The 16,477-nt window shown below is 73.7% G+C and carries 15 protein-coding genes and 1 tRNA gene; 8 read left to right on the forward strand and 8 right to left on the reverse strand.

Going from position 1 to position 16,477, the window contains the following annotated elements; all coding sequences use genetic code 11:
• Window positions 1-23 precede the first annotated feature (23 nt).
• Together ACRRSS_RS00350 and ACRRSS_RS00355 are read left to right on the forward strand one after the other, a co-directional pair.
• On the forward strand, window positions 24-755 hold the full coding sequence (locus ACRRSS_RS00350; RefSeq protein WP_435969256.1) for a SigE family RNA polymerase sigma factor: 732 nt from the start codon (window positions 24-26) through the stop codon (window positions 753-755).
• Window positions 752-1,921, forward strand: coding sequence for a hypothetical protein (locus tag ACRRSS_RS00355; protein ID WP_435969257.1), 1,170 nt, complete (start codon window positions 752-754; stop codon window positions 1,919-1,921). Before ACRRSS_RS00350 ends, ACRRSS_RS00355 begins: the two co-directional genes overlap by 4 nt.
• A gap of 113 nt (window positions 1,922-2,034) precedes the next feature.
• Here the strand turns inward: ACRRSS_RS00355 and ACRRSS_RS00360 are convergent, their stop codons facing one another.
• Window positions 2,035-2,775: an SURF1 family protein gene (locus ACRRSS_RS00360; RefSeq protein ID WP_435969258.1), complete on the reverse strand. Its 741-nt coding sequence runs from the start codon at window positions 2,773-2,775 to the stop codon at window positions 2,035-2,037.
• A gap of 23 nt (window positions 2,776-2,798) precedes the next feature.
• Window positions 2,799-4,643, reverse strand: a complete 1,845-nt coding sequence (locus tag ACRRSS_RS00365; RefSeq protein WP_435969259.1) for a prolyl oligopeptidase family serine peptidase — start codon at window positions 4,641-4,643, stop codon at window positions 2,799-2,801.
• 62 nt (window positions 4,644-4,705) lie between these two features.
• On the opposite strand from ACRRSS_RS00365, the gene ACRRSS_RS00370 reads away from it, so the two are divergent.
• A complete protein-coding gene (locus ACRRSS_RS00370; protein WP_351895207.1) occupies window positions 4,706-5,536 on the forward strand; it encodes a class I SAM-dependent methyltransferase in 831 nt (276 codons plus the stop codon).
• A 26-nt stretch (window positions 5,537-5,562) separates the two neighbouring features.
• Here the strand turns inward: ACRRSS_RS00370 and ACRRSS_RS00375 are convergent, their stop codons facing one another.
• Complete coding sequence (locus ACRRSS_RS00375) at window positions 5,563-6,597, reverse strand: Lrp/AsnC family transcriptional regulator (RefSeq protein WP_435969260.1); 1,035 nt, start codon at window positions 6,595-6,597, stop codon at window positions 5,563-5,565.
• Window positions 6,598-6,806: 209 nt separating this feature from the next.
• Between ACRRSS_RS00375 and ACRRSS_RS00380 the strand changes: the two genes are divergently transcribed.
• Window positions 6,807-8,150: a tetratricopeptide repeat protein gene (locus ACRRSS_RS00380; RefSeq protein WP_435969261.1), complete on the forward strand. Its 1,344-nt coding sequence runs from the start codon at window positions 6,807-6,809 to the stop codon at window positions 8,148-8,150.
• A gap of 141 nt (window positions 8,151-8,291) precedes the next feature.
• Window positions 8,292-9,311 carry a YdcF family protein gene (locus ACRRSS_RS00385; RefSeq protein WP_435969262.1) on the forward strand — a complete coding sequence of 340 codons (1,020 nt, stop codon included), beginning with the start codon at window positions 8,292-8,294 and terminating at the stop codon, window positions 9,309-9,311.
• A gap of 27 nt (window positions 9,312-9,338) precedes the next feature.
• On the opposite strand, the gene ACRRSS_RS00390 is transcribed toward ACRRSS_RS00385, so the two are convergent.
• Window positions 9,339-11,177 (reverse strand): alkyl/aryl-sulfatase, encoded by a 1,839-nt coding sequence (locus ACRRSS_RS00390; protein WP_435969263.1) that lies wholly within the window; start codon window positions 11,175-11,177, stop codon window positions 9,339-9,341.
• A gap of 173 nt (window positions 11,178-11,350) precedes the next feature.
• On the opposite strand from ACRRSS_RS00390, the gene ACRRSS_RS00395 reads away from it, so the two are divergent.
• Window positions 11,351-11,632 (forward strand): hypothetical protein, encoded by a 282-nt coding sequence (locus ACRRSS_RS00395; RefSeq protein WP_435969264.1) that lies wholly within the window; start codon window positions 11,351-11,353, stop codon window positions 11,630-11,632.
• 30 nt (window positions 11,633-11,662) lie between these two features.
• Here ACRRSS_RS00395 and ACRRSS_RS00400 read toward each other — a convergent pair whose 3' ends face one another.
• The gene (locus ACRRSS_RS00400) at window positions 11,663-12,838 is read right to left on the reverse strand and encodes a protein kinase domain-containing protein (RefSeq protein WP_435969265.1); all 1,176 of its coding nucleotides are present in this window, start codon (window positions 12,836-12,838) and stop codon (window positions 11,663-11,665) included.
• Between the two features lie 287 nt (window positions 12,839-13,125).
• On the opposite strand from ACRRSS_RS00400, the gene ACRRSS_RS00405 reads away from it, so the two are divergent.
• Window positions 13,126-14,004: a glycosyltransferase family 2 protein gene (locus ACRRSS_RS00405; RefSeq protein WP_435969266.1), complete on the forward strand. Its 879-nt coding sequence runs from the start codon at window positions 13,126-13,128 to the stop codon at window positions 14,002-14,004.
• A gap of 120 nt (window positions 14,005-14,124) precedes the next feature.
• Here the strand turns inward: ACRRSS_RS00405 and ACRRSS_RS00410 are convergent.
• From ACRRSS_RS00410 to ACRRSS_RS00420, 3 genes are all read right to left on the reverse strand, one after another.
• Window positions 14,125-14,198, reverse strand: a tRNA-Pro gene (locus tag ACRRSS_RS00410).
• Between the two features lie 38 nt (window positions 14,199-14,236).
• On the reverse strand, window positions 14,237-14,974 hold the full coding sequence (locus ACRRSS_RS00415; RefSeq protein WP_435969267.1) for a Pr6Pr family membrane protein: 738 nt from the start codon (window positions 14,972-14,974) through the stop codon (window positions 14,237-14,239).
• A 16-nt stretch (window positions 14,975-14,990) separates the two neighbouring features.
• Window positions 14,991-15,929 carry a metallophosphoesterase gene (locus ACRRSS_RS00420; protein ID WP_435969268.1) on the reverse strand — a complete coding sequence of 313 codons (939 nt, stop codon included), beginning with the start codon at window positions 15,927-15,929 and terminating at the stop codon, window positions 14,991-14,993.
• Window positions 15,930-16,003: 74 nt separating this feature from the next.
• Between ACRRSS_RS00420 and ACRRSS_RS00425 the strand changes: the two genes are divergently transcribed.
• Window positions 16,004-16,468, forward strand: a complete 465-nt coding sequence (locus ACRRSS_RS00425) for a GatB/YqeY domain-containing protein (protein ID WP_435969269.1) — start codon at window positions 16,004-16,006, stop codon at window positions 16,466-16,468.
• Window positions 16,469-16,477: the final 9 nt, after the last annotated feature.

Genomic DNA, 16,477 nt, shown 5'->3' on the forward strand with positions numbered 1-16,477 from the left:
GGGGGGAAGCGTGTCCAACATGCGTGGCAGAGGTACTCGACATCGCGACCATCGCCCCGCTGCGCGGCGCGGGCACGGCGGTGCTCCCCGTGCGGAGCGCCGGCGTCGTCCCCGTACGCACCCCAGCGGTCAGCGCGTTCAGGCGCCCGCGCCCTCTCGGCGGCATGCCGGTGATCGCGCCCGTGCCCACCGGATCCCGCGCGAGCGCGGTGGACGGCATCCCGTCGCCCCGGACGAGCGCCGAAGGCGCCTCCGCGGCCGGGACCACCGTCGACCACCTGACCGAGACCTACCGCGCCCACTACCGGTCGCTGCTCGGTCTCGCCGCGCTGCTCCTCGACGACACGGCCTCCTGCGAGGACGTCGTCCAGGAGGCGTTCATCCGCGTCCACTCGGCCCGCAAGCGGGTCCGTGAACCGGAGAAGACGCTCGCCTACCTGCGCCAGACCGTCGTCAACCTCTCCCGGTCCGCGCTGCGCCGCCGCATCCTCGGACTCAAGCTGCTGTCCAAGCCGATGCCGGACATGGCCAGCGCGGAGGAGGGGGCGTACGAGCAGCTGGAGCGCGAGGACCTCATCAGGGCGATGCGCGGACTCCAGCGGCGCCAGCGCGAGGTGCTCGCCCTGCGGTACTTCTCGGACATGACCGAGGTCCAGGTCGCCGAGGCGCTCGGAATATCCCTGGGCTCGGTGAAGGCGTACGGTTCGCGGGGCATCGCGGCGCTGCGCGTCGCGATGGGGGCGACGACGTCATGAGCGAGGCACCTGCCAAGGACGGCGACGCCCGAGACGAACGTGACGATCTGAGTGGACAGCGCATGGTGAACATCGAGCCCGGCGAGGGCGACGGAGACGACGAACTCGCGCTGCGGCGGCTGTTCCAGGGCGCGGTGTCCGGCCTGGAGCCCTCCCAGGGCTCGCTGGAGCACCTGCGCCGCGCCGTGCCCGCCCGGCGCGCCCGCAAGCGGCAGGCGATCGTGGGTGCCGCCGCCGCGGCCGTCCTCATCGGCACGGCCGTACCGGCCTTCGTGCACGTCGCCGCCTCCGGTGGCGTCTCGGCCGCCGGCAACCCGGTGAACGCGGGCCACGGCGAGGAGGCCCAGGGCGGCACCGGCACCGAGACCGGCGTCGAGGGCGGCAAGAGCTCCACGGCCCCCGCGAGCAGCGTGTCCCCGAGCCAGGGCGCGGCCGACGGTTCCGAGGGCGAGCCGCAGCGGCCCGGTCCCGGTATCTCCGGCAGCGGTCCGCGCCAGCCGCAGGGCGGGGGCGACGGCTCCACGCCGCGGTGCGGGGCAGGCCAGCTCGGTGTCAGCGGCGCCGACGCCGGCGGACCCGACGGCGAGGGCCGGGTGTACGGCACCTTCCGCATCGCCAACGTCTCCGGCCAGGACTGCGTCGTGGACGGCAGCGGGATCGTCAGCTTCGAGGCCCGCGGTGCGGCCGACCCGGGCCGGATCTCGGTGGTCCGGCACACCTCGGGTGACGGCGGGAGCGGGTTGCCCGACCCCTCGCAGGAGTCGTCCTCGCTCCTCCTGAAGCCGAGCGGCTCCTACGAGGTGAAGTTCGTCTGGGTGCCGAGCGAGACCTGCCGCACGACCGGGACCACCCCGACGCCCACCGAGCCCCCGCCGACGGAGGAGCCGACCACACCGCCCACGACGGTCCCGCCGACGGAGCCCACGGGCGACCCCGAACCCACCGAGGGCGCGGGCTCCGGTGGCGGCGGCACCGTGCCGGGCACCGGCTCGGAAGGGGGCGCGGACGCGGGCGCGGCACCGCAGCTGCTCCGCGCGGACGGCGGCCTCGCGGACGGCAGCGTCCTGGTCAGCCATGTCGCGGAACCGGGCGGCCCCTCGGCCTCGGCATCCATCCCGAACGCCTGCGCGGGCACCATCTACCGCACCGGCGTCCTGGCCGGCTGAGCCACCCGGGCCCCCGGAGCACGGATCGGGCCATCGGCCCCCGGAACACGGACCGGTTCACGACCCCCGGAACAGGAGCGGCCCTCGGGCCCCGGTTCCGGGGGCCGTGCCGACTACAGGCCCAGTGCCTCGTCGCGGGTCGCCTCCGCCTCGCGGCGCACCAGGCGGAACCACATGAAGATCACGAAGCCCGCGAAGACGAACCACTCCGCGGTGTAGCCGAGGTTCTGGAACGCCTTGGCGTCCAGACTCGTGCCCGCCGCCGCGGCCGCCGGGACCGGGCTGAGGCCCGCGGGGGAGTCGGCGAGGGTGATCCAGGCGTCGTACACGTCGTCCGTGACCACGTTCACCAGAGCCGCCGCGCTGATCATCCCGAGCTGGCCCTCGGGCAGCCCGCCGGCCGTGCGGACGCCCTTCGTGCCCGGGTTCTCCGAGGCCTGGAGCGCGCCCACCACCGTGACCTCGCCGGACGGCGGCGCGGGGGCCTTCGCGCCCGTGGGGAGCCAGCCCCGGACCACCGGCAGCGACCGTCCGGCGTCCGTCCGCAGCATCGTCAGGACGTACGAACCGGTCCGGCCGTCCAGCTCGCGGCCCGGGACGAGGAACTGGTCCCCGAACCGGCCGCGTGCCTCGGCCGACCGGCCCGAGGTCTCCTTGCTGACCGGGAGCAGCGCGTCCAGCGGCTCCGCCCTCAGCGTGCTCGCGGCGGGCCGCTCCTCCGCCTCCTGATGGGACTCGACGCGATCCTCGAACTTGCCCATCTGCCAGGTCCCCATGAAGACGCAGAACGGGATCGCCAGCAGGACGAAGACGTTGATCCCCCACCAGCGGGGCGTTCTCAGGAACCGGTACACGCCCCCACGGTACGCAAGGGACCTCAGCCCTCCGTCGGCCGGGTCCCCAGGTGCTTCGCGGCGAACGCCAGGTCCAGGGCGACCTGCTTGATCCGCTCCTCCACCACGAGCGAGCCGTGGCCCGCGTCGTACCGGTAGACCTCGTGGACCGCGCCCCGGGCCGCGAGCCGGTCGACGTAGTTCTCGATCTGACGGATCGGGCAGCGCGGGTCGTTGACGCCGGCCGAGATGTGCACCGGGGCCTTCACCGCGTCCACGTACGTCAGCGGCGACGAGGCCGCGAACCGCTCGGGCACCTCCTCGGGGGAGCCGCCGAGCAGCGTCCGGTCCAGCGCCTTGAGGGCCTCCATCTCGTCCTCGTACGCCGTGACGTAGTCCGCGACCGGGACCGCCGCGAGACCGACCGCCCACGCGTCGGGCCGGGTCCCGAGGCCGAGGAGGGTGAGGTAGCCGCCCCAGGAGCCGCCCGACAGGACGAGCCGGGCCGGGTCGGCGAGGCCGCTCTCCACCGCCCACGCGCGGACCGCCTCGATGTCCTCCAGCTCGATCAGGCCGACCCGGTGCTTGAGCGCGTCCGTCCACTCCCGGCCGTACCCCGTCGAGCCGCGGTAGTTGACCCGCACCACCGCGTACCCGTGGTCCAGCCAGGCCGCCGGGCCCGAGGCGAAGGCGTCGCTGTCGTGCCAGGTCGGGCCGCCGTGCACCTCGAAGACGGTCGGGAAGGGGCCCTCGCCCGCCGGGCGCTGCACCAGCGCGTGGACCCTGCCGCCGGGGCCCTCCACCCACACGTCCTCCACGGGCACCGAGGGCGGGGCCTTGGGACCGGGCGGATCGAGGACGACACCGCCGTCCGTGGAGCGCACCACCGGCGGCTCGGCGGCCGAGGACCACAGGTACTCCACGCTGCCGTCCGGGCGGGCCGTGGCGCTCGACACCGAACCGGGCGGGGTCTCCAGCCGGACCAGGGCGCCGGTGGCGATCTCGTATCGCCACAGCTCGCTGCGGGCCTCGAAGCTGTGCACGATCAGCAGGCCGGAGCCGTCCGGGTACCACTCGGCCGACACGTCGCCCGGCAGGTCGAGCGAGAGCTCCGTCTCGGTGCCCGCCGCCACGTCCCAGAGCATCGGCTCCCACCGGCCGCGCCGCTGGTGCGCGACGAGCAGCCGGGTGTCCCCGGCGACCGGGGCGAAGCCGAGGACCGACAGCCCCAGCTCCTCCGTGCCGCCCTTGGTGTCGTCGAGCTCCGCGAGCACGCTCGCGTCCGAGGCGCGCAGCACCCGCAGCGCCGAGTGCATCGCGTCCCCGTGCTCGGTGTGCTCGACGGCGATCAGCGCGCCGTCGTACGACAGGTCGCCGACCCCGGCCGACTCCCGGTGCCGGTAGACCTCGACCGGGGCGTCCGCCCCGGGGCGCACGAGGTGGATCGTCGAGCCGTCCTCGTCCGTGGAGCGGCCCACCACCAGCGTGCCCTCCCGGCCGATGGCCAGCCCCGCCGGGTAGGAGGCGTCGAGGCCGGGCACCGCCGGCTCGTCCGCGCCGCCGCCGAACGGCTGGCGCATCCACACGCCGAACTCGTCCCCGTCGGTGTCCGCGAACCACCAGATCCAGGCGCCGTCCGGCGACAGCGTGCCGTCCGTCGTGCCGTTCGGCCGGTCCGTGACCTGCCGCTGCTCCCCGGTCGACCGGTCCCAGGCGTACAGCTCGTACGTCCCCGTCGCGTTCGACACGAAGAGCGAGCGGTGGGGGGCCTCCTCGGCCCACTCGGGCAGGGAGACACGCGGTGCGCGGAAGCGCCGCTCCCACGTGGGGGTCCGGTCGGTGAGCCCGTCGTCGAGCCCGGCGTTCTTGCTCTCAGTCATGGCTCCCATGATGCTCCGCGCGGCGGACAATCAGGTCGCGTCCCCCTCAACCTGTGGATAACCTCGCCGACATGTACTCACCGATCCCCGAGGACTGGCGCGAGGCCAACCGCGCGCGCTGGGACGAGCGCGTCCCGATCCACGCCGCCAGCGCCTTCTACGACCTCGACACCTTCCGGGCGGGCAAGGACGCCCTGCGGGACTTCGAACTCGCGGAGGTCGGCGACGTCACCGGACGCTCCCTGCTGCACCTCCAGTGCCACATCGGCCTGGACACCCTCTCCTGGGCGCGCCACGGCGCCTCGCACGTGGTCGGCCTGGACTTCTCCGAGCCGGCCGTCGAGACCGCCCGCTCGCTCGCCGCCGACCTGGGCCTCACCCAGGACCGGGCGGCCTTCGTCGCCGCCGACGTGTACGACGCCGCCGAGGCCGTCCCGGACAGCGCGTACGACATCGTCTACACCGGCAGCGGGGCGCTGAGCTGGCTGCCCGACATCGAGCGCTGGGCGGAGACCGCCGCCTCGCTCGTCGCTCCCGGCGGCTTCCTGTACGTGGCGGAGTTCCATCCGTTCACCGACTCGCTCGACGACGAGACCGGCAGCCGGATCGTGCACGACTACTTCGTCCGCGAACCCTGGGTGGACACCTCCCCGGGCACGTACGCCGAACTCGACGCCGCCACCGTCCACAACCGCAGCGTGGAATGGGTGCACCCGGTCGGCGAGGTCGTCACCGCCCTCGCGAAGGCGGGTCTGCGGATCGAGTTCCTGCACGAGCACGAGGCCTCGCTCTTCCCCCGCTACGGAGCGCTCCAGCGGCACGAGGACGGCTACTACCGCTTCCCGGCGGACCGCCCCCGCATCCCGCTGATGTACTCGGTCAAGGCGTCCAGGCCGGCCTGAGAAGGGGCCACGCTCAGGCGGGCGTGTCAGGCGGGCGTGTCAGGACGTACGTGGTGGGTCCGGCGGCCGTCCGGCCCGAGGACCTGGGCCCCTATCTTGTGGGTGCGCAGCGAGAGCGCGGTGCCCGCGATCCGGAGCGCCGGGGCGGCCCGTACGAGCGCCGCCGTGACCTCGTGCAGTTCGTCGACCGTACGGAGCCACAGGGCGACCGCGAGGTTGTGCGGGCCGGTGACCGAGGTGACCAGCCGGGTCTGGCGCAGCCGCCCCAGCGCCGCCACCGTCGTCGGCACCTCCAGGGGCGGCACGTCGGTCGTGACCATCGCCCACACCGGGCGCCCGGAGAACCTCGGGGCCGGCAGGCAGTGGTGGTGGAGGACGCCGCCCGCCGTGAGGACGTCCAGCCTCCGCCGTACCGTCGACTCGCTCGTACCGCACTGCCGGGCCAGCTCGGCGGCGCTGCGGCGGGCGTCCCCCGCCAGCTCCGCGACCAGCCGGCGGTCGAGCTCCGTGAGGTTGGGGTGGGGGCGCGACGCCGCCCGCGCCCGCCGGTCCCCGCCCGTGAGCTCCGTGAGGAGCTGGACCTGCGACGGCGTGAGCTGCTCGATCCGCGACCGGTACGGGCGGTTGTGCAGCCGGGTGACGACCTGGGTCCGGGCCCGGAGCACCCCGGGCAGCAGCCGCACCCGCCCGGAGAGGTAGGCGTCGAGCGCGTACAGGTCGGGGCAGACCACGAGCAGGACCAGATCGGCGTCGCCGGTCACCTGGTGGACGCCGAGGGTGCACGGATCGGCCGAGACCTCGCCCGCGGTGGCCTCGGCGGCGCCCGCGACGCACTCCAGCTCCACCCAGGCGTAGAGCATCGCGTCCGTGGCGTGGCGGGCGGCGAGCAGCGAACTCCAGGCGTAGCCGCCGCCCGTGAGGTGCTCCCAGCGCCGGGCGAGGGTGTCCGGGGTCGGCCCCAGGACCGTCGACAGCTGGGTCCAGCTGGCGCGCGGGGCGACCTGCAGTGCGTGGATCAGCGAAAGATCCGCCTCTCCCAGGACGGATTCCTCGGTACTCATTTCCCTCCCTGGTCGATCCCCGGCAAACCGTGGGTGTGGGTCCCAGGGCGCCCCAGGATGTGGACCGAGGCGTATGCATTCAAGCCGCATCGGCGTTTGTTCGCCATCGGATCGGGTGTAAGTCACGGACGGGGAAGCGGACGGGGAAGCGGATGAGGTTCGGAAATCCACCGGGAACCGGTGGGCCGACGCTGCTCTGGGGAGAGCCGGTGAGCCCCGAGCAGCTCGCCGCCGCCGAGCAAGGGTACGACCGCTGCGGGCCCGCCGAACGGCTCCTGTGGGAGCGGCTCTCCGTCTTCGAGGGAGCCTTCGGCCGCGACGCGGTCCGCGAGGTGTGCGCCGGGCGCGCGTTGCCCCCGACGGCGGTCCTGTCGGTCCTCGACCGGCTCGCCCCCTCCGCCCTCCTCGCCGTCGACGACCTGTTCGACGGCGAGAGCGACGTGCCCCGCTACTGGATGCCGCACCCCATGCGGGCCGTGGGGGCCCGCCGGCTCACCGAGCGCGGCGAACGCCGGGCCGTCGTCCTGCGCCACCGGCGCTGGTGCGTGAAACTCGCCAGGCGGGCCGCCGACCGGTGGCAGAGCGGCCGCCAGTGCGACGCGCGCGACCTGGCCCTGCGCGAACTCCCCGACCTGGCAGCCGCCATGGACCCGACGACCGCGCCGCTCTCGCCGAGCGCCGAGGCGGACACGGCGGTCGAGGTCGTCGTCTCCCTCTGGTTCCTCTGGGTGGCCTGCGGGCGGGCCGCCGAGGGCCGGGTCCGGTTGCGCCACGCCCTCTCCCTGTCCGCCGGGGAGCCGACCGCCCGCGCCCTGTGGCTCGCCGCCTTCCTGGAGCTGGAGTCGGGCCGCCCCGAGGACGCCGACCCGCTCCTCGCCCGGGCCTGGGCGGCGGCCGTACGGGACGGGGACGACCGCGCCCTGGGGCTGCTCGCCCATCTGCGGGGCGCGACCGCCCTCTACCAGGGGCGTACGCGCGCGGCGGCGGACGAGTTCCGGGAGGCGCTCGCGCTGATGGTGGAGTACCCGGAGTTCGGGCCGACCCGGCAGGCGTGCTGGGTCGGCCTGGCGCTCGCCCTGTGCCCCACGGACCCCGAGGCGGCGCAGGAGGCGCTGGACCAGGGGGAGCTGGACCGCGAGAGCCGGTGGCCCCGGGTCGGCCGCGACGTGTGTACCGAGGCCTGGGCGCACCACGTCCGGGCCGAGCTCGCCATGTGGGACGGAGAGCTGGAGCGGGCCGCCGCGCACGCCCGGCGGGCGGTGCGCGAGCACCTGCGGATGGGTTCGGCGGCGGGCGCGGCCGCCGGGGCGGAACTCCTGGCGCAGATCCGGGTGTCGGCCGGACGGCGCGACGAGGCGGCCCATCTGCTGGGCGCGGTGGACCTGTTGCGGAGCTCCGTCTTCGACTCCTCGTACCGGCCGGCGGAGCACTGCGTCGCGACCCGCGCCCGCAGCGAGACGGTCCTCAGGTCGCTGCTCGACGGCCGGGAACTGCGGTGCGCGTACGAAGAGGGCGCGCGGCGCGGCCTGTTCGCGCTGGCGGGGGAGGGGTAGGACCGGCCCCGGCCCGAACCGGGGTCCATCGCAGCCTTCCGGCGGCCGGCCCGGACCCGCCCCGGGTTCATCAGCGCACCCCGGCCCGGGACGCCCCCCGCGTTCACACCGTTGTCGGTCGCCGTGCCTACGATGGCCGGCATGTCCTTCGCCTTCGCCGTGGCCACGGTCTTCCTGCTGTTCTTCGGGCTCGGCGTGCGGCGGGACCGGCGCCGCTTCGGCAACGCCGTGCTCCTCGGCCTCGCCGTCACCTTCCTCGGCATCGGACTGATCGCGGGGATCGACGACGCCCCGCCCGGAGTCGCCGAGTCCGTGATGGTCGTCGCGCTCCTCGTGCTCGGGCTCGGCCCGGTGGTCCTCGCGGGGCTGCTCACGTGGAACGGCGTGAAGATGGTCCGCAAGGAGGGCAGAAGTCCGGGCAACCTGCTCTCGCTCCTCGCCGGGCTCGGCATGTTCGGGGTGATGGCCCTGGCCGTGTCCGCGGCCGCCATCCAGTCCTGGACCCTGCGGATAGTGGTCGTCACCACCCTCTTCGTCCTCGGCTACGTCTCCTTCCTCTTCGTCTGCTTCGTCGGCTACGCCTACCTGTACGGCCGGATGCGGATCCGCCGGGACGCCGACTACGTGGTCGTCCTCGGCTCCGGCCTGGTCGGCGGCCGCCGGGTGCCCCCGCTCCTCGCCAGCCGTCTGGACCGGGGACGCGAGGTGTACGAGAGGCTGGCCGCGTACGAGCGGCGGGACGGCGACGCCCCCGTCCTCGTCACCTCGGGCGGGCAGGGGCCCGACGAGGAACTCCCCGAGTCCCACGCGATGGCCGACTACCTCGTCGCGCGCGGGTTCCCGCCGGAGGCCCTGGTCCGCGAGGACCGCTCGCGGACCACCGAGGAGAACATGCTCTTCACCAGGGAGCTGATGGAGCGGGACCGGCCGGGCTCCTCGTGCGTGATCGTCACCAACAACTTCCACGCCTTCCGGGCCGCCCTCTCGGCCCGCAGGGCGGGCGTGAACGGCCAGGTGGTGGGCTCGCCGACCGCCGCCTACTTCTGGCCGTCGGCGACCATCCGCGAGTTCGTCGCGGTCTTCCTCCAGTACAAGGTGGTCAACCTCGGGATCTGCCTGACCCTGATCCTGCTCGGGGCGCTCGCGTGGGCGAGCCGCTGAGGACGGCGCTCGGTCATCGGGACCACCTCACGGGGTGACGATCGGGAACCGGGGATCGGGCGTCGTCACGTACGAGAACAGCCGGGCCAGCAGGGCCGGATCGCCCTCCACTCCGATCCCGAGCTCCCGCAGCTCCTCGCCGGCGAGCAGGCCGAGGAGCTGTGCCTTGCCCAGGGAGAGGGTGAGCCCGGCCGGCGTCCTGGGCTCGCCCTCGACGGCCCGGTGGGTGAGGGCCCCGTTGTGCAGGGTGAGCCGGCGGCGCCCCTCGTTCGCGACGACGAGGTCGATGGTCAGGTCCTCGTCCCACGCGCGCGGGCCGTCGATCCGGACGGCGATCGAGTCGACGAGCATGGGAACGGTCAGGGCCGTCGCCATCTCGGGGTTGGTCGTGTCGACCATGTCGCCGGAGACGCCGTCCCGCAGCTCCTGCGCCGAGGTGAGGTAGAAGTTGCGCCAGGTGCCGTTCTCGGAGCCGTACCCGAGCCGGTCGTACACGGAGGCGAGGGCCTCCTTCGCCTCGCCGTACACCTCGGCGTCGTCCGGCTCGGCGAAGACCAGGTGGTCGAGGAGGGTCGCCGCGAACCGCAGGTCGCCCTCCTCGGCGTACGCGCGGGCCTTGGCGAGGGTCGCGGCGGGGCCGCCGGCCACGTCCACGTACCGCTGGGCGAGCTCGGTCGGCGGGTGCTCCCAGAGATGGGCCGCGTTGCCGTCGAACCAGCCCAGGTAGCGCTGGTAGACCGCCCTGGAGTTGTGGTGGAGCGAGCCGTAGTAGCCGCGCGCGTGCCAGGACTTCTGCAGGGCCGGCGGCAGCTCGATCCGCTCGGCGATCTCCGGCCCGGTGAGGCCCTCGTTGAGCAGCCGCAGCGACTGGTCGTGCAGGTACGCGTAGAGGTCGCGCTGCCCGGCCAGGAACTCCACCACGTTGTCGTGGCCCCAGGTCGGCCAGTGGTGGGAGGCGAAACCGACGTCGTACCGCCCGTGGAAGAAGTCGATCGCCTCGTCGAGGTACGCGGCCCAGATCCGCGCGTCGCGGACGACCGCGCCGCGCAGGGTCAGGACGTTGTGCATGTTGTGCGTGGCGTTCTCGGCCAGGCACAGGGCGCGGTGGTCGGGGAAGAGGAAGTTCATCTCGGCCGGGGCCTCGGTGCCCGGCGTCAGCTGGAAGACGATCCGCACCCCGTCGACCGTCTCCTCCTGGCCGGTCTCCGTGATGTCCACGGTCGGCGGGATCAGGCTGACGGTGCCGAGGGAGGTGGTCTGCCCGAGGCCTGCACTGATCTGGGCGTCCGGCGCCTTCGGCAGGTTCGCCCCGTACATGTAGCTCGCGCGGCGGGTCATCGCGTTGCCCGCGTACACGTTCTCGCTGACCGCGTGCTCCAGGAAACCGGCCGGGGCGAGGATCGGGACCCCCTCCTCCGCGCCGTGCGGCAGGACACCGCGGGCGCCGCCGAAGTGGTCGCCGTGCGAGTGGGTGTAGATCAGGCCGGTGACCGGACGGTCGCCGCGGTGCTCCTTGTAGAGCGCGAGCGCGGCCGCCGCGGTCTCGGTGGAGATGAGGGGGTCGAGGACGACGATCCCGCGCTCGCCCTCGACGATCGTCATGTTCGACAGGTCCAGGCCCCGCACCTGGTAAATGCCCTCGGTGACCTCGTACAGGCCCTGCCGGGAACAGAGCCGCGCCTGGCGCCAGAGGCTCGGGTGCGCGGTGTCGGGGCACTCCGCCTTCAGGAAGCCGTAGACATCGCCGTCCCAGACGGTCCGGCCGTCGGCGGCCGTGACCGTGCCGGGCACGAGGGCGCCGAGGAAACCCCGGTCGGCGTTCTCGAAGTCGGTGGTGTCCTCGAAGGAGGGCAGGGTGTCGCTCATGAACCGGTGCTCCGTTCCGCGCGGGCGGTGATCGGCGTACCGGTCCATCTGAACACCGGGCCGGTGGGGCCGCACTCCGGCCGCATTCCGGCCGCATTCCGGCCGCACTCCGGCCGTCGTCGGGACGGCGGACCCGGCGCTCCCTCCCTACTCTGGAGGTACGGAGGTGACCCATGAGCCGACGGCACCACTTCCACATCGACCACCTCGGACACTCGGTCTCCACGACCGTGCACACCGGGCACAGCTGGATCGTCGAGATCCTGGTCGACGGCAAGGAGACCGGGTACGCCAAGAGCAAGGGCGACGGACCCCTCACCGTCCCGATCGAGCTGCCGACCGACCCACCGACACCGGTGTCGGTACGCGTCACCCCGGGGCCCGGCACACCGCGCTGCCTGCTGATCGCGACGGCGGACGGGGAACCGCAGGTGATGGCGCCGAGGGCCTACTGAGCGGAGGGGCCGCCCGACCGCGGGGCGGCCTCAGGAGAGCCAGGCCATCCCGATGACCAGGAAGACCACGAAGGCGATGGCACCGGCCACGGCGGCCGTCTTGCGGGGACGGCGCCGGGAGAGCTCCGCGAGACCGCCTCCGGAGGTGCCGGGCCGCTCCCGCCGCCGGGACGTGCCGGCGCCGGTCGGCGCCGGTCTGCGGATCTGCCCAGACGCGGGTCCACGCCCGCGCCCGGGCGCGGGTCTGGGAGCCGGTGCGGGCATGGGCACGGACGGCGGCAGGGGCGCGGGGCCGGTGGCGGCGGCCGACGACCGGCCCGCGCTGCGCTGAGGGGCGTGATGGGGAGCGCGGTGCGCCGCCGGGGGCCGGTGGTGCGCCGGGGCCGGCGCGGAGTAGGCGCGCCACGCGCCGGAGGAGAACCAGTCCGCGATGGCCTGCGCCGGCGGCCGCTGCTCCGGCTGCTTGGCCAGCAGGCTCAGCAGGTACGTCTCGAACTCGGGCGGCAGCGCCACCCCCAGCCGGCCGGGCGGCATCGGGGCGGTGTCGATGTGCTGGTACAGCAGGGCGGTGGCCGTATCCGCGCGGAACGGCGGACGCCCGGTGAGGAGTTGGTAGAGCACACAGCCCAGCGAGTACACGTCGGAGGCGGGTGACGCGGACTGCCCGAGGGCCCGCTCGGGAGCCAGGTACAGCCCCGTGCCCACGATCTGACCGGTCGTCGTGAGCGCCCCCGACGGGTCGTCGACGAAGCGCGCGATGCCGAAGTCGGCCAGCTTCACCGTCCCGTCGGCGTCGACCAGCAGGTTCCCCGGCTTGATGTCCCGGTGCACGACACCCTGCCGGTGCGCCGCGGCGAGACCGGCGGCCGCGTGGGCGGCGACCACGGCGACCCGCTCGGCCGGCAGCACCAGCGGATCGGAGGGACTCCCGGCGAGGCTGTCGCCCTCCACCAACTCCATGACGAGGAACAGCTTTCCGTCCCACGTGCCGAAGTCGAAGACGCCCACCACGTGCGGGTGGCTCAGCCGGGCGGCGGTCTGCGCCTCCAGCCGGAACCGGTCGGCGGCGGAGGGGTCGGTCCCGTGCGCGAGCATCAGCTTCACCGCGACGTCGCGGCCGAGGACCTCGTCGGTGGCCTGCCACACCTCACCCATGCCGCCCCGGCCGATACACACATGAAGCCGATATCGGTCCGCGACCAGCACCTGAAGACCACCCCTTCGACATTCGATCAACTTGACGGAAGGGAACCAGCGTAGAGCCGTCCGACCACGCCGTTCGCCGCGCTCCCCCCGGTACGCGCGCCGACCGCCGGGAAGACGGCCCCGGCCCCCCGCTCCCGACCGGCCCTCCCCCTCGCCCACCCTCCTCCGATGGACGCCGACCGAGGTGCGGATGAACGGCGGGTGGCCTCGGCCGGTTAGCATCGCGGCCCGGAGTGCGTCCGGAGTGGGTACCGGCGAACGTCGGTGAGCAGGGAACGGAGCAGGGCGTGGCGCGACCTCGTGTGGGTGTGGCGGTACTGACGATGGGCACGCGCCCGGCGGAGCTGGGGGCGTTGCTCGACGCCGTGGCACGACAGGACGAACCGGCCGCCCGGATCGTCGTCGTGGGCAACGGCACCGGGACGCTCCCGGAGCTCCCCGAGGGCGTGACCGGGGTCGAACTCCCCGAGAACAGGGGCGTGTCCGGCGGCCGGAACGTCGCGATCGAGACGCTGCGCGACTTCGGCGACGTCGACGTGGTGGTGGACCTCGACGACGACGGCCTGCTCGTCGACACGGACGTCTTCAGCCGCCTGGCCGACCTGTACGAGGCCGATCCCTTCCTGGGCGTCGTGTCGTTCCGCATCGCCGACGAGACGGGCGAGACGCAGCGCCGTCACGTCCCGCGCCTCGGGGCGAAGGACCCGATGCGGGGTGGCGAGGTCACCACCTTCCTCGGCGGCGGCCACGGCCTGTCGATGCCGATGCTCGACGAGATCGGCGGCTGGCCGGAGGACTTCTTCTTCACCCACGAGGAGACCGACCTCGCCTGGCGCGCCCTCGACGCGGGCTGGAAGGTCGTCTACGAGCCGAAGCTCCTCCTCCAGCACCCGAAGACCAGCCCGGCCCGGCACGCCGTCTACTACCGGATGACCGCCCGCAACCGCGTCTGGCTGGCCAAGCGCAACCTGCCGGCCCTGCTCGTCCCCGTCTACCTGGGCGTCTGGACCCTCCTCACCGTGGCCCGCACCCGCTCCCTGCCGGGCCTCGCGTCCTGGTTCGCCGGCTTCGCGGAAGGCGTCCGCCGCTCGGGCGGCCCCCGCCACCCCATGCGCTGGTCCACGGTCCGCCGGATGACCCGCCTCGGCCGCCCGCCGGTGATCTGACGCCCCCGCCCGGAGCACGGGGAGCCGCCCACGAGGCGGCTCCCCGGGGCCCCCGAACCGCCCCCGGAAACCACTCAGGGCCCGACCCGCGTAAGCGGATCAGGCCCTGAATGTCGGCTGTCGGGGTGGCGGGATTTGAACCCACGACCTCTTCGTCCCGAACGAAGCGCGCTGCCAAGCTGCGCTACACCCCGATGTCACTGCTCTGTTGTTCACGTCGCGGCGACATCGCTTACTTTAGCCCACGCGCGCGCTGAGACGAAATCCGGTTTTCTGGGGGTCGCGGGGCGGGGCGGACGCGGTCCAGGCCGACGATCGCGAGGCCCAGGGCGTAGAAGACGGCGCCGAGGACGACCGCGTTCGTGAGGACGACGGGGTAGCCGTGGGCGGTGACGTCGAGGAAGGGGTACGGGTAGCGGGTCGGGGTGCCGGGGGAGAGCAGGGCGCCGCGGACCAGGGCGAAGGCGAGGTAGAGGCCGGGGACCGCGAGCCACTGGGCGGCGTGGCGCCACCGGAGGGCGCCGGGGAGGGTGAGCAGCAGGAAGTCGAGGGCCGTGCCGAGCGGGGTCACGGTGTGGAGGAGCTGGTTGGCGACGGCCCTCGCGCCCGTGAGGCGGGCGATCTCCTCGGCCTGGCCGAACCCGCTCGCGGGGTTGTCGAGCACCAGGTGGAAGACGAGGCCGACCACCGTGACGCAGAGCAGCACCCCGCCGGTCCACAGGGCGGGCAGGGGAGGGCGGCGGGTCCAGGCGCGGGCGGCGCCCCAGCCGAGGGCGAGGGTGACCAGGATGTTGGACCAGATGGTGAAGAAGCTCAGGACGACCGGCAGGTCTCCGTGGACGCACTCGATGACCAGGCCCGTCGCCGCCGACAGGGCGACCAGGCTCCGGAAGGCCGCCGCCCAGGGGCGGCGGGGCGGGGCAGGCAGGACGGCGGAGGCGGGCACGGCCGCGGTGCGGGGCGTGATCATCCCTCCACCGTAGGGGTTACCCGCGGGCCGTCAGGGTGAGCAGGGTGACCTCGGGCGGGCAGGCGAAGCGGACCGGGGTGAAGCGGTTGGTGCCGCAGCCCGCGGAGACGTGCAGGTAGGAGGTCCGGTCGGCGACCGTGTGGGTGGAGAGCCCCTTGACCCGGTCGGTGTCCAGGTCGCAGTTGGTGACGAGCGCCCCGTAGAAGGGGATGCAGAGCTGTCCGCCGTGGGTGTGGCCGGCGAGGACCAGTTCGTAGCCGTCGGCCGTGAAGGCGTCGAGCGAGCGCAGGTACGGGGCGTGGACGACGCCCATGGTGAAGTCGGCCTCGGCGTCGGGGCCGCCGGCCACCCGCTCGTACCGGTCGCGCTTGATGTGCGGGTCGTCGAGACCGGTGAACGCGAGGTTCGCCTGGGGCAGCTTGAGCCGGCCGCGGGTGTTGGTGAGGTTCACCCAGCCCGCCGCGTCGAAGGCGTCCCGCATCCCCTCCCAGGGGTTGTGGACGGCGCCGACGACGGGCTTGTTGCCGTTGAGGCCGTGGCGGCCCTGGGCCTTCTCCATCAGGTAGCGGGCGGGGTTGCGCAGCCGGGGACCGTAGTAGTCGTTGGAGCCGAAGACGTACACGCCCGGGAACTCCATCAGCGGGCCGAGCGCGTCGAGGACCTCCGGCACGGCGTCCGGGTCGGAGAGGTTGTCGCCGGTGTTGACGACGAAGTCCGGGCGGAGCCCCGCGAGGGACTGGAGCCATGCCCGCTTCTTGCCCTGACCGCCGACCATGTGGATGTCGGAGACCTGGAGGACCCGCAGGTCGCTCATGCCGGGCGGGAGCACCGGGACCGTCACACGGCGGAGCCGGAACGAGCGGGCCTCGAAGCCGGCCGCGTAGACGAGTCCGGCGGCGGCCGTCGCCGTGAGGCCAGCCGTGATCTTCAGGGGGATCCCGTAGCGTGCGCGCATCCCCCCATCGTCGCAGACCCGCGGAGCGTAAATGCGCGGGCGGGTGGGGCGGCTCACCTGCCACACTTGACCCCATGACCACCCTCAAGGCGAAGCTCCAGGCCGACCTCAACGCCGCGATCCGGGAGCGCGACGAACTGCGCTCCTCGACCCTGCGGCTGACCATCACCGCGATCACCAAGGAGGAGGTCGCGGGCAAGACCAAGCGCGAACTCTCCGACGACGAGGTGCAGAAGGTGATCGCCAAGGAGGCGAAGAAGCGCCGCGAGGCCGCGGAGGCCTTCACCCAGGGCGGTCGCACGGAGTCCGCCGAGCGCGAGAAGGCGGAGGGCGTCCTCCTCGACGCGTACCTGCCGAAGCAGCTCAGCGACGAGGAGATCGACGGGATCGTCGCGGCGGCCGTCGAGGAGGCGAAGGCGGCGGGCGCCGAGGGCCCCCGTGCCATGGGCGCCGTCATGAAGATCGTGAACCCGAAGGTGGCCGGCCAGGCCGACGGCGGGCGGGTCGCCGCCTCCGTGAAGAAGCTGCTCGCGGGCTGAACCCCCGGG

This window comes from Streptomyces sp. Qhu_M48, from assembly GCF_051305195.1.
Classification (GTDB): Bacteria; Actinomycetota; Actinomycetes; order Streptomycetales; family Streptomycetaceae; genus Streptomyces.

Coding starts and splice junctions, on each gene's coding strand:
- ACRRSS_RS00385 (WP_435969262.1), top strand. CDS start 8,292: ATGTCCTTCGCCTTCGCCGTGGCCACGGTCTTCCTGCTGTTCTTCGGG.
- ACRRSS_RS00420 (WP_435969268.1), bottom strand. CDS start 15,929: ATGCGCGCACGCTACGGGATCCCCCTGAAGATCACGGCTGGCCTCACG.
- ACRRSS_RS00390 (WP_435969263.1), bottom strand. CDS start 11,177: ATGAGCGACACCCTGCCCTCCTTCGAGGACACCACCGACTTCGAGAAC.
- ACRRSS_RS00355 (WP_435969257.1), top strand. CDS start 752: ATGAGCGAGGCACCTGCCAAGGACGGCGACGCCCGAGACGAACGTGAC.
- ACRRSS_RS00415 (WP_435969267.1), bottom strand. CDS start 14,974: ATGATCACGCCCCGCACCGCGGCCGTGCCCGCCTCCGCCGTCCTGCCT.
- ACRRSS_RS00370 (WP_351895207.1), top strand. CDS start 4,706: ATGTACTCACCGATCCCCGAGGACTGGCGCGAGGCCAACCGCGCGCGC.
- ACRRSS_RS00425 (WP_435969269.1), top strand. CDS start 16,004: ATGACCACCCTCAAGGCGAAGCTCCAGGCCGACCTCAACGCCGCGATC.
- ACRRSS_RS00375 (WP_435969260.1), bottom strand. CDS start 6,597: ATGAGTACCGAGGAATCCGTCCTGGGAGAGGCGGATCTTTCGCTGATC.
- ACRRSS_RS00365 (WP_435969259.1), bottom strand. CDS start 4,643: ATGGGAGCCATGACTGAGAGCAAGAACGCCGGGCTCGACGACGGGCTC.
- ACRRSS_RS00395 (WP_435969264.1), top strand. CDS start 11,351: ATGAGCCGACGGCACCACTTCCACATCGACCACCTCGGACACTCGGTC.